This window comes from Citrobacter sp. LJND-P06, from assembly GCF_058188415.1.
In genome coordinates, this window is record NZ_CP187317.1 from 250,080 (window position 1) to 262,207 (window position 12,128).

Sequence of the window (12,128 nt, forward strand, 5' to 3'; positions counted from 1 at the left end):
CAAATGGCGAAAGAGAAAAAACGTGGCTTTTTTTCCTGGCTGGGCTTTGGTCAAAAAGAGCAGGCACCGGAAAACGAGACAGAATTAAAAAGCGAAGAACAACAACAGGTTACTGATGAGGTTGTGGCGACTGAAGAGCAGCAGCACACCCCGGAACCGCACAAAGAGGCTGAATCGGAAGCCTTTGCCGCTGAAGTGGTCGAGGTCACTGAACAGGTTGTTGAAAGTGAAAAATCGCTGCCGGAGCAAGCCATTGTTGACGCCGCGCCGGTCGAATCCGACGTTGAACCGCAGCCTGAGGTCGTAGAAACACCCGTTGCGATCGTCGAAGAACCGGTTGTTGAAACACCTGCACCGACCGTTGCTGTCGCCGATGTTATCGAACCTGAAGCGCTGCCGTTGCCGGAAGAGGTGAAAGCCGAAGAGATTTCACCGCAAGAGTGGCAGGCGGAAGCGGAAACCGTCGAAATCATTGAGGCGGTCGAGGAAGCGGCGGAAAACGAACCCGAATTAACCGACGAAGAGCTGGAAGTGCAGGCGCTGGCCGCCGACGCAGCAGAAGAAGTCGAAGAGACAGAAGAGGCGGTTGTTGACGCCGAAGAAGCACAAGAAGAGACGCCGGTTGAAGAGAGCGCTCAGGAACAAGAAAAACCGACCAAAGAAGGTTTCTTTGCACGTCTGAAACGCAGTCTGCTAAAAACCAAAGAAAACCTCGGTTCCGGATTTATCAGTCTGTTCCGTGGCAAGAAAATCGACGATGATCTCTTCGAAGAGCTGGAAGAGCAGTTGCTGATCGCCGACGTTGGGGTGGAAACCACCCGCAAGATTATTGCTAATCTGACCGACGGCGCGAGCCGTAAGCAACTGCGCGATGCCGAAGCGCTCTACGGGTTGCTCAAGGATGAAATGGGCGAGATTCTGGCGAAAGTCGAAGAACCGTTGAATGTGGAAGGCAAAACCCCGTTTGTTATTTTAATGGTGGGCGTTAACGGCGTGGGTAAAACCACCACCATCGGTAAGCTGGCGCGTCAATTTGAACAGCAGGGCAAAACCGTGATGCTGGCGGCAGGGGACACCTTCCGTGCCGCTGCGGTAGAGCAGTTGCAGGTTTGGGGGCAACGTAACAACATACCGGTGATTGCTCAGCACACAGGCGCAGATTCCGCTTCCGTGATCTTTGATGCGATCCAGGCGGCGAAGGCGCGTAACGTTGACGTGCTGATCGCCGATACGGCAGGTCGCCTGCAGAACAAAGCGCACCTGATGGAAGAATTGAAGAAAATCGTTCGCGTCATGAAGAAACTGGATGAAGACGCACCGCATGAAGTTATGCTGACTATTGATGCCAGCACCGGGCAGAATGCGATAAGCCAGGCCAAACTGTTCCACGAAGCGGTGGGGTTGACCGGTATCACGCTGACCAAGCTGGACGGAACGGCGAAAGGGGGCGTTATCTTCTCCGTTGCCGATCAGTTTGGCATTCCTATCCGCTATATTGGTGTGGGCGAACGTATCGAGGATTTACGTCCGTTTAAAGCGGGCGATTTTATAGAGGCACTTTTTGCCCGAGAGGATTAACAATGATTCGCTTTGAACATGTCAGCAAGGCCTATCTCGGTGGGAGACAAGCGCTGCAAGGGGTCACATTCCACATGCAGCCTGGCGAGATGGCGTTCCTGACCGGTCACTCAGGTGCGGGGAAAAGTACCCTGCTGAAGCTGATCTGTGGGATTGAGCGGCCAAGCGCCGGGAAAATCTACTTCAGCGGGCATGACATCACGCGTTTGAAAAACCGTGAAGTGCCGTTTCTGCGCCGTCAGATCGGGATGATTTTCCAGGATCACCACCTGTTGATGGACAGGACGGTCTTCGACAACGTGGCGATCCCGCTGATTATTGCGGGCGCCAGCGGAGACGACATTCGTCGTCGCGTGTCGGCGGCACTGGACAAAGTAGGCCTGTTGGACAAAGCGAAGAACTTCCCGATTCAACTCTCCGGCGGTGAACAGCAGCGTGTGGGCATTGCCCGTGCGGTGGTGAACAAACCGGCAGTATTGCTGGCGGATGAACCGACCGGGAACCTGGATGATGCGCTGTCGGAAGGGATCTTACGTCTGTTCGAAGAGTTTAACCGCGTCGGGGTAACGGTACTGATGGCAACGCACGACATTGGACTGATCTCCCGTCGTTCGTATCGGATGCTGACCCTGAGCGATGGACATTTGCATGGAGGCGAGGCCCGTGAATAAGCGCGACGCGATTAATCAAATCAGGCAATTCGGAGGTCGGCTTGACCGCTTCCGTAAATCTGGCGGCGCGTCCCCAGACGGCGGTCGCAATGCGCCAAAACGTGCGAAGTCTTCGCCAAAACCGAACTCGCGTAAGACTAACGTCTTTAACGAGCAGGTACGCTACGCGTTCCAGGGGGCGTTGCAGGATCTGAAAAGCAAACCACTGGCGACGTTTCTGACGGTGATGGTTATCGCTATCTCCCTGACTCTGCCGAGCGTGTGCTACATGGTTTACAAAAACGTGAACCATGCGGCGACGCAATATTACCCTTCTCCGCAGATAACCGTTTATCTGCAAAAAACGCTGGACGATGACGCCGCGGCAGGGGTGGTGGCGCAGTTGCATGCTGAGCAGGGCGTGGAAAAAGTGAATTATCTGTCGCGAGACGACGCGTTGGGTGAATTCCGTAACTGGTCAGGATTTGGCGGCGCGCTGGACATGCTGGAAGAGAACCCGCTGCCGGCAGTGGCGGTGGTGGTGCCGAAACTCGACTTTCAGGGAACGGATTCGTTGAATACGTTGCGCGATCGGATTTCGCAAATTAACGGTATCGACGAAGTGCGAATGGATGATAGCTGGTTTGCCCGTCTCGCTGCGTTGACCGGTCTGGTGGGTCGGGTATCGGCGATGATCGGCGTACTGATGGTGGCGGCGGTATTCCTCGTCATCGGCAACAGCGTGCGCCTGAGCATCTTTGCCCGTCGCGATACCATTAATGTGCAGAAACTGATCGGGGCGACAGACGGTTTTATTCTGCGTCCGTTCCTGTATGGCGGTGCGCTGCTGGGCTTCTCTGGCGCATTTCTCTCTCTGATTTTGTCGGAAATTATGGTGATGCGGCTGTCGTCCGCCGTGACGGAAGTGGCGCAGGTTTTCGGAACGAAATTCGATATCAACGGGTTATCGTTCGACGAGTGTCTGCTGTTGTTGCTGGTGTGCTCAATGATTGGCTGGGTGGCAGCCTGGCTTGCCACGGTACAACATTTACGTCACTTTACTCCCGACTAAAAAAACCGTGATATAATCTTTCCCTGCAATGAATTCCCGTTCGCAGGGAAAGAGCTTCAAAAAAAATCTCCTGTCCCTGCCCGCGTATTTTTCATAACGGTGTCACATTTTGTGCGTAGTTTATTCACAGCGTTGCATTGAACTTGTGGATAGAATCACTGTCTGATAAAAATGTGAATGATATTCTCGTTGCTCATAAGCTCTGGCACGATTGTTGTTGTAACGCCGGAAGATAAAGATTGAGAGGATTTGAATGACCAAAGAAATGCAAAATTTAGCTTTAGCCCCTGTTGGTAACCTGGAATCTTACATCCGGGCTGCGAACGCGTGGCCGATGTTGTCGGCTGACGAGGAGCGGGCACTTGCTGAAAAGCTGCATTACCAGGGCGATCTGGAGGCAGCGAAGACGCTGATTCTGTCTCACCTGCGCTTTGTTGTTCATGTTGCTCGTAACTATGCGGGCTATGGCCTGCCGCAGGCGGATCTGATTCAGGAAGGTAATATCGGCCTGATGAAAGCCGTGCGCCGTTTTAACCCGGAAGTGGGTGTGCGCCTGGTTTCCTTCGCCGTGCACTGGATCAAAGCTGAGATCCACGAATATGTTCTGCGTAACTGGCGTATCGTCAAAGTCGCGACCACCAAAGCGCAGCGTAAGCTGTTCTTCAACCTGCGTAAAACCAAGCAGCGTCTGGGCTGGTTTAATCAGGATGAAGTCGAAATGGTGGCTCGCGAGCTGGGTGTTTCCAGCAAAGACGTCCGCGAAATGGAATCCCGTATGTCGGCCCAGGACATGACATTTGATATGTCTTCGGACGACGAGTCCGACAGCCAGCCGATGGCACCGGTGCTCTATCTGCAGGACAAATCGTCTAACTTTGCCGACGGCATTGAAGACGATAACTGGGAAGAGCAGGCGGCAAACCGTCTGACCGACGCCATGCAGGGGCTGGACGAACGTAGCCAGGACATCATTCGTGCGCGTTGGCTGGATGAAGACAACAAGTCTACCTTGCAGGAACTGGCCGATCGCTACGGCGTTTCCGCAGAACGTGTGCGCCAGCTTGAAAAGAACGCCATGAAAAAACTTCGCGCCGCTATCGAAGCGTAATTCCCGCGAAGTCCCCGATAAACCCTCGAATGCAAATTCGGGGGTTTTGTTTTTTTAACGCCTGCTCTGGCGAATTTTCTCCCCCTGGCAAACACTTACCGATGGGTTTTGCGCATCTTAGGGGATCAAAATGAAAAATAACGAACTGAATGAACGGCGTTTACAGGCGACGCCGCGCGGTATCGGCGTGATGTGCGATTTTTATGCCGACAGAGCAGAAAACGCAACGCTGTGGGACGTGGAAGGCAATGAGGTGATTGATTTTGCCGCCGGTATTGCGGTGCTTAACACCGGTCATCGACACCCAAAAATTATCGCGGCCATTGAGAAACAGCTTCAGTCATTCACCCATACGGCTTATCAAATCGTTCCTTATGAAAGCTACGTCCGGCTTGCGGAACGCATCAACGAACGTGTCCCCATCAACGGGCCGGTAAAAACCGCCTTTTTCTCTACCGGGGCGGAAGCGGTAGAGAACGCGGTGAAGATTGCCCGCGCCTACACCAAACGACCAGGACTTATCACCTTTGGCGGCGCCTTCCATGGGCGAACCTTTATGACCATGGCACTGACCGGAAAGGTTGCCCCCTACAAAATTGGCTTTGGGCCGTTTCCCGGATCGGTGTATCACGCCCAGTATCCTAATGCGGTGCACGGGGTTAGCACGGCAGACGCGCTGCAAAGCCTGGAACGAATTTTCAAAGCGGATATCGCACCCGATCAGGTGGCGGCGATAATCCTTGAGCCGGTACAGGGTGAAGGGGGCTTTAACGTCGCGCCGGGCGAATTTATGCACGCGCTGCGCGCACTGTGCGATACCCACGGTATTCTCCTGATTGCCGATGAGGTGCAGACCGGTTTTGCCCGTACGGGCAAGCTGTTTGCGATGGAGCATTATGGCGTGCAACCCGATCTCATCACGATGGCGAAAAGTCTGGCTGGCGGGATGCCGCTGTCGGCAGTTGCCGGGCGCGCCGATATTATGGATGCACCGGCGCCAGGAGGACTCGGCGGCACCTACGCCGGGAATCCGCTGGCCGTTGCCGCCGCACATGCCGTACTGGATGTGATTGACGAAGAGAAACTGTGTGCGCGTGCCGCCGCCTTAGGCCAACATCTGGTTGAGGCGCTCAACTCGGCCAAAGCGAATTGCCCGCATATTGCGGATATTCGTGCGCAGGGCTCCATGGTGGCGGTGGAGTTTAACTGCCCGTCATCCGGCCAGCCGTCTCCTGAATTTACCCGCCAGGTGCAGAGTAAAGCGCTGGCGCAAGGACTCTTGCTGCTCAGTTGCGGCGTCTACGGCAATGTGATCCGCTTCCTCTACCCGCTGACTATCCCCGACGCGCAATTTCGTAAAGCGCTGGAGATTATTACGCACTCGCTGACACGATAAACCTGCGCCGCCCATTGCGGCGGCCACTTTTTTTGTCATCAACTTGTTATCTGACTGTCAAATTAGCTATTCCAAAATCTTAAAAATCGGGTATGTTTTAGCAGAGTGTGCTGAAAAAGCGTGAACTGCACACCTATAATTGAAATAAAACGCTAAACAACAACATCACAACACACGTAATAACCACAATAATGGGGATTCTCAGGATGAATATGAAGGGTAAAGCGTTATTGGCAGGATGTATCGCCCTGTCTTTGAGCAATATGGCGTTTGCTAAGGATATTAAAGTCGCAGTCGTCGGCGCAATGTCAGGGCCGGTCGCGCAGTATGGCGATCAGGAGTTTACGGGTGCGGAGCAGGCGATTGCTGATATCAACGCGAAAGGCGGCATTAAAGGCGACAAACTGGTCGTCGTGAAATATGACGATGCCTGTGACCCGAAACAAGCGGTCGCGGTTGCCAACAAAGTGGTTAACGACGGCATTAAGTACGTGATTGGTCACCTGTGCTCTTCATCCACTCAGCCTGCGTCTGACATCTATGAAGACGAAGGCATTCTGATGATCACGCCAGCGGCAACCGCACCGGAACTGACCGCGCGTGGCTATAAACTGCTGCTGCGTACCACCGGTCTGGATTCTGACCAGGGGCCGACGGCGGCGAAATATATTCTGAACAGCGTGAAACCGAAGCGTATCGCGATCATTCACGATAAACAGCAATACGGTGAAGGTCTGGCGCGTGCCGTTCAGGACGACCTGAAAAAAGGTAACGCCGACGTCGTCTTCTTTGACGGTATTACGGCGGGTGAGAAAGATTTCTCTACGCTGGTGGCGCGTCTGAAGAAAGAGAACATCGACTTTGTCTACTACGGCGGCTACCACCCGGAGATGGGGCAGATCCTGCGTCAGGCGCGTGCGGCGGGTCTGAAAACGCAGTTTATGGGGCCAGAAGGGGTGGCGAACGTCTCTCTGTCTAACATTGCTGGTGAATCTGCCGAAGGGATGTTGGTGACGAAGCCGAAGAACTACGATCAGGTTCCGGCGAACAAACCGATTGTGGATGCTATCAAAGCGAAGAAGCAGGATCCGAGCGGTGCGTTCGTATGGACTACCTACGCGGCACTGCAATCTTTACAGGCTGGCCTGAATCAGTCCGAAGATCCGGCAGAGATCGCCAACTACCTGAAAGCGAACACCGTAGAAACCGTGATGGGGCCGCTCTCCTGGGATGAGAAAGGCGACCTGAAGGGCTTCGAATTCGGCGTCTTTGACTGGCACGCCAACGGTACGGCGACCGACGCTAAATAACGGCATTGCCCGGTGGCACTTTGCTTGCCGGGCTTACAACACGCCATCTCAAGGCCGGGTAAGGCGCAGTCGCCACCCGGCTTTTTTACCGCTTCTCCCAGCCATTCTCCTGGGCCGTAAAGCCCAACGCCTGCATAAACGCCGCCATCACATCCCGGTTCTCAACGCCGACATCCGCCATCCACCAGGAGACGACGTTCGGGTTATCGCGCAGCACTTCTTCGATTAAATATTGCCCCACGCCACGGCGGCGTGTGACTTCGCGAATACACAATGAATCCAGCGCGCCTTGCGTTGTCCCGAGTGTGACCCGAACGGCGCCCAGCAGACGCTCGTTAAAGCGCGCGGCGTAGATCCGGTGCGTCTCATCAAGTGTTAACGAGGAGGCGGAATATTCCGGCCAAATTTTGCCCAGATCGATGCGATCCTGGGCGCTGAAGTTTTCTAAACGAATGATGGTCAGCTTCATCAACAGCATGTCCAAATCTCAAAAGATGGGGACAGTTTACCGAAATAATTTCCCCGGAGGCTTTCTCTTTTTTCTATCATTTGTTAGGTGATTAATGTTTTGACAGCGAAAAGTACAGTTTGAAACATTAGAGAATGAAAATTAGGCAGAATAATTCCCTAAAAGGCAGTGTTTTATTCCGCCCTTTGTATCGTTATTTTATGCTGACAACGGCGTTTTTTTTTGTTTATCTATAGTGAAAAGCAGAATATTATCTTTTCTTAATAGACTGAAAAATAGAGATTTTAATCTGTATTTGCTTAAAAGGCATCGCTAAACCATTAATGGGATTGATAAAAGTAGCGAAGTTCAAAAAAAGCACAGACTGCTTTTTGACCATATAAATACAAACTATAAATCACATCACAAATGGGGTTCTCAGAATGAAACGGAATGCGAAAACGGTCATCGCAGGGGTCATTGCATTAGCGATATCGCATGCAGCAATGGCTGAGGATATTAAAGTGGCGGTCGTGGGGGCGATGTCCGGCCCGGTGGCGCAATGGGGAGACATGGAATTTAATGGTGCGCGTCAGGCCATTAAAGACATCAACGCCAAAGGCGGCATCAAAGGCGACAAGCTGGTTGGCGTTGAGTATGACGACGCCTGCGATCCAAAACAGGCCGTGGCGGTGGCGAACAAGATCGTCAACGACGGCATTCAGTATGTTATCGGCCACTTGTGTTCTTCTTCCACCCAGCCTGCGTCTGACATCTATGAAGAAGAAGGCATTCTGATGATAACGCCAGGGGCGACGAACCCGGAGCTGACGCAGCGTGGCTATGAACACATCATGCGTACGGCGGGCCTGGACTCTTCTCAGGGGCCGACCGCGGCCAAATATATTCTTGAAACCGTGAAGCCGCAGCGTATCGCCATCATTCACGATAAGCAGCAATACGGCGAAGGGCTGGCGCGTTCGGTGCAGGATGGCCTGAAAGCGGGCAACGCCAATATCGTCTTCTTTGACGGGATCACGGCTGGAGAGAAAGATTTCTCTGCGCTGATTGCGCGTCTGCAAAAAGACAACATCGACTTCGTCTATTACGGCGGCTACTACCCGGAAATGGGCCAGATGCTGCGCCAGGCGCGTGCTGTCAGCCTGAAAACGCAGTTTATGGGGCCGGAAGGCGTGGGTAATGCGTCATTGTCGAACATCGCGGGCGAGGCGGGCGAAGGTATGCTGGTGACGATGCCGAAACGCTATGACCAGGATCCGGCGAACAAAGCTATCGTGGATGAGCTGAAGGCAGAGAAAAAAGATCCGAGCGGTCCGTATGTGTGGATAACCTATGCTGCGGTGCAGTCGTTGGCGACAGCCCTGGAGCGTAGCGGCAGCAAAGCGCCGCTGGATTTGGTGAAAGATCTGAAAGCACACGGGGCTGATACCGTGATTGGGCCGCTGAAATGGGATGAAAAAGGCGATCTAAAGGGATTTGAATTTGGTGTCTTCCAGTGGCACGCCGACGGTTCTTCCTCGGTAGCCAAATAATCATCCCACCGCCCGGCGTTACCGGGCGGAATGAGAAAGGTAGTCTTATGTCCGAGCAGTTTCTCTATTTTCTGCAGCAGATGTTTAACGGCGTCACGCTGGGAAGCACCTACGCGCTGATCGCTATCGGTTACACGATGGTGTACGGCATTATCGGCATGATCAACTTCGCCCACGGCGAGGTGTACATGATCGGCAGCTATGTCTCTTTTATGATCATTGCCGCGCTAATGATGATGGGCATTGATACCGGCTGGCTACTGGTGGCCGCCGGGTTTGTTGGCGCCATTGTGATCGCCAGCGCCTACGGCTGGAGTATCGAGCGGGTGGCTTACCGACCCGTGCGCAGCTCCAAGCGCCTGATTGCGCTGATCTCTGCCATCGGGATGTCGATCTTCTTGCAAAACTACGTCAGCCTGACCGAAGGGTCGCGCGACGTGGCGCTGCCAAGCCTGTTTAACGGCCAGTGGGTGGTGGGCAGCAGTGAGAACTTCTCTGCCAGCATCACCACCATGCAACTGGTTATCTGGATTGTCACCTTCGTGGCGATGCTGGCGTTGACGCTGTTCATCCGTTATTCCCGTATGGGGCGCGCCTGCCGCGCCTGTGCAGAAGACCTGAAAATGGCGAGTCTGCTGGGGATCAATACCGACCGTGTGATTGCGCTGACCTTTGTTATTGGCGCAGCGATGGCGGCGGTAGCGGGTGTGCTGCTCGGACAATTTTACGGCGTTATCAACCCGTACATCGGCTTTATGGCCGGGATGAAAGCCTTCACCGCAGCGGTACTGGGCGGTATCGGCAGCATTCCGGGCGCCATGATTGGCGGCCTGATCCTTGGCGTTGCCGAGGCGCTCTCTTCTGCCTACCTGAGCACAGAATACAAAGATGTGGTGTCGTTTGCCCTGCTGATTCTGGTGCTGTTGGTGATGCCGACCGGTATTCTGGGTCGTCCGGAGGTAGAGAAAGTATGAAACCGATGCATTTTGCGATGGCGCTGCTCTCTGCCGCGATGTTCTTCGTGCTGGCGAGCGTTTTTATGGGTGTCCAGTTAGAGCTCGATGGCACTAAGCTGGTGGTCGACACGGCGGGTGACATTCGCTGGCAGTGGGTGTTTATCGGTACGGCGGTGGTCTTTATCTTCCAGATGCTGCGCCCGACATTCCAGAAGGGGCTGAAGAGCGTTTCCGGGCCGAAATTTATTCTGCCGGCCATTGACGGTTCAACCGCCAAACAGAAGCTGTTCCTTGTGGCATTGCTGGTTATCGCCGTGGCGTGGCCGTTTATGGTGTCGCGCGGGACGGTGGATATTGCCACCCTGACCATGATTTACATCATCCTCGGTCTTGGGCTGAACGTGGTGGTCGGGCTTTCCGGCCTGCTGGTGCTGGGTTATGGCGGTTTTTACGCTATCGGCGCTTACACCTTCGCGCTGCTGAACCACTATTACGGCCTCGGCTTCTGGACTTGTTTGCCGCTGGCGGGGCTGGTTTCTGCGGCGGCGGGCTTCATGCTCGGCTTCCCGGTGCTGCGTCTGCGCGGCGACTATCTGGCGATTGTCACTCTCGGCTTTGGTGAAATCGTCCGTATTCTGCTGCTCAACAACACCGAAGTGACCGGCGGCCCGAACGGGATCAGCCAGATCCCGAAACCGACCTTCTTTGGTCTGGAGTTCAGTCGCACCGCCCGTGAAGGCGGCTGGGACACCTTCAGTAACTTCTTTGGCATGAAGTATGATCCGTCCGATCGCGTGATTTGGCTCTATCTGGTGGCGCTGTTGCTGGTGGTGTTCTCACTGTTCGTGATTAACCGCCTGCTGCGTATGCCGCTGGGTCGTGCATGGGAAGCGCTGCGTGAAGATGAAATCGCCTGTCGTTCACTGGGCTTAAACCCGACGCGCATCAAGCTGACGGCCTTTACCATCAGCGCCGCGTTTGCCGGTTTTGCCGGAACACTGTTCGCCGCGCGCCAGGGTTTTGTCAGCCCGGAGTCGTTCACGTTTGCCGAATCGGCGTTTGTGCTGGCGATTGTGGTTCTGGGCGGCATGGGGTCGCAGTTTGCGGTGATCCTGGCGGCTATTCTGCTGGTGGTTTCGCGCGAGCTGATGCGTGACTTCAACGAATACAGCATGTTGATGCTGGGTGGCTTGATGGTACTGATGATGATCTGGCGTCCGCAGGGCTTGCTGCCGATGACCCGTCCCCAGTTGAAACTGAAAAACGGGCAACCGAAAGGAGAGCAGGCATGAGTCAGCCATTATTATCGGTTAACGGTCTGATGATGCGCTTCGGCGGTTTGCTGGCGGTAAATAACGTCAACCTGGAGCTGCACCCGCAGGAAATCGTCTCTCTGATTGGTCCGAACGGTGCGGGCAAAACCACCGTCTTTAACTGTCTGACCGGTTTTTATAAACCCACTGGCGGCACCATCACGTTACGTGACCAGCATCTGGAAGGGCTGCCGGGCCAGCAAATTGCCCGTATGGGCGTGGTGCGTACCTTCCAGCATGTGCGTCTGTTCCGTGAAATGACGGTGATTGAAAACCTGCTGGTGGCACAACATCAACAGTTGAAAACCGGCGTCTTTTCGGGATTGTTCAAAACGCCGGCCTTCCGACGGGCGCAGAGCGAAGCGCTGGACCGCGCGGCGAGCTGGCTGGAGCGTATTGGTTTGCTGGAGCACGCCAACCGTCAGGCCAGTAACCTGGCGTACGGCGATCAACGCCGTCTGGAGATCGCCCGCTGCATGGTGACGCAACCGGAGATCCTGATGCTTGACGAACCGGCGGCGGGTCTGAACCCGAAAGAGACTAAAGAGCTGGACGAGCTGATTGCTGAACTGCGTAACCATCACAACACCACGATTTTGCTGATTGAACATGACATGAAGCTGGTGATGGGCATCTCCGATCGCATTTATGTAGTGAATCAGGGAACGCCGCTGGCGCAAGGGACGCCGGAGCAAATTCGTAACAACCCGGACGTGATCCGCGCATACCTTGGTGAGGCATAAG

At 54.4% G+C, this 12,128-nt stretch carries 11 protein-coding genes; 10 read left to right on the forward strand and 1 reads right to left on the reverse strand.

Annotation, left to right across the window (positions count from 1 at the left end; genetic code table 11):
* Positions 1-3: 3 nt before the first annotated feature.
* The 6 genes from ftsY to ACO7SM_RS01155 all read left to right on the forward strand — a co-directional run bounded on the left by ftsY (position 4) and on the right by ACO7SM_RS01155 (position 7,114).
* Positions 4-1,578 carry a signal recognition particle-docking protein FtsY gene (ftsY, locus tag ACO7SM_RS01130; protein WP_490470846.1) on the forward strand — a complete coding sequence of 525 codons (1,575 nt, stop codon included), beginning with the start codon at positions 4-6 and terminating at the stop codon, positions 1,576-1,578.
* 2 nt (positions 1,579-1,580) lie between these two features.
* The gene (gene ftsE, locus ACO7SM_RS01135) at positions 1,581-2,249 is read left to right on the forward strand and encodes a cell division ATP-binding protein FtsE (protein WP_192614228.1); all 669 of its coding nucleotides are present in this window, start codon (positions 1,581-1,583) and stop codon (positions 2,247-2,249) included.
* Positions 2,242-3,300 carry a permease-like cell division protein FtsX gene (ftsX, locus tag ACO7SM_RS01140; RefSeq protein WP_490469384.1) on the forward strand — a complete coding sequence of 353 codons (1,059 nt, stop codon included), beginning with the start codon at positions 2,242-2,244 and terminating at the stop codon, positions 3,298-3,300. The genes ftsE and ftsX overlap by 8 nt, the downstream gene beginning before the upstream one ends.
* 253 nt (positions 3,301-3,553) lie before the next feature.
* A complete protein-coding gene (rpoH, locus tag ACO7SM_RS01145; RefSeq protein ID WP_192614230.1) occupies positions 3,554-4,408 on the forward strand; it encodes an RNA polymerase sigma factor RpoH in 855 nt (284 codons plus the stop codon).
* Positions 4,409-4,538: 130 nt separating this feature from the next.
* A complete protein-coding gene (locus ACO7SM_RS01150; protein ID WP_490469385.1) occupies positions 4,539-5,804 on the forward strand; it encodes a 4-aminobutyrate--2-oxoglutarate transaminase in 1,266 nt (421 codons plus the stop codon).
* 206 nt (positions 5,805-6,010) lie between these two features.
* On the forward strand, positions 6,011-7,114 hold the full coding sequence (locus tag ACO7SM_RS01155) for a branched-chain amino acid ABC transporter substrate-binding protein (RefSeq protein WP_203359692.1): 1,104 nt from the start codon (positions 6,011-6,013) through the stop codon (positions 7,112-7,114).
* Between the two features lie 85 nt (positions 7,115-7,199).
* On the opposite strand, the gene panM is transcribed toward ACO7SM_RS01155, so the two are convergent.
* Entirely contained in the window at positions 7,200-7,583 is a 384-nt protein-coding gene (gene panM, locus ACO7SM_RS01160) for an aspartate 1-decarboxylase autocleavage activator PanM (RefSeq protein ID WP_490470847.1), read from the reverse strand.
* Positions 7,584-8,005: 422 nt separating this feature from the next.
* On the opposite strand from panM, the gene livK reads away from it, so the two are divergent.
* The 4 genes from livK to livG are packed head-to-tail and all read left to right on the forward strand — an operon-like array spanning position 8,006 to position 12,127.
* On the forward strand, positions 8,006-9,115 hold the full coding sequence (livK, locus tag ACO7SM_RS01165; protein WP_192614233.1) for a high-affinity branched-chain amino acid ABC transporter substrate-binding protein LivK: 1,110 nt from the start codon (positions 8,006-8,008) through the stop codon (positions 9,113-9,115).
* A 47-nt stretch (positions 9,116-9,162) separates the two neighbouring features.
* Positions 9,163-10,089, forward strand: a complete 927-nt coding sequence (livH, locus tag ACO7SM_RS01170; RefSeq protein WP_192614234.1) for a high-affinity branched-chain amino acid ABC transporter permease LivH — start codon at positions 9,163-9,165, stop codon at positions 10,087-10,089.
* Positions 10,086-11,363, forward strand: a complete 1,278-nt coding sequence (gene livM / locus ACO7SM_RS01175) for a branched chain amino acid ABC transporter permease LivM (protein ID WP_490469386.1) — start codon at positions 10,086-10,088, stop codon at positions 11,361-11,363. Before livH ends, livM begins: the two co-directional genes overlap by 4 nt.
* Positions 11,360-12,127: a high-affinity branched-chain amino acid ABC transporter ATP-binding protein LivG gene (livG, locus tag ACO7SM_RS01180; RefSeq protein WP_490469387.1), complete on the forward strand. Its 768-nt coding sequence runs from the start codon at positions 11,360-11,362 to the stop codon at positions 12,125-12,127. The genes livM and livG overlap by 4 nt, the downstream gene beginning before the upstream one ends.
* The last annotated feature ends 1 nt before the right edge of the window (position 12,128 follow it).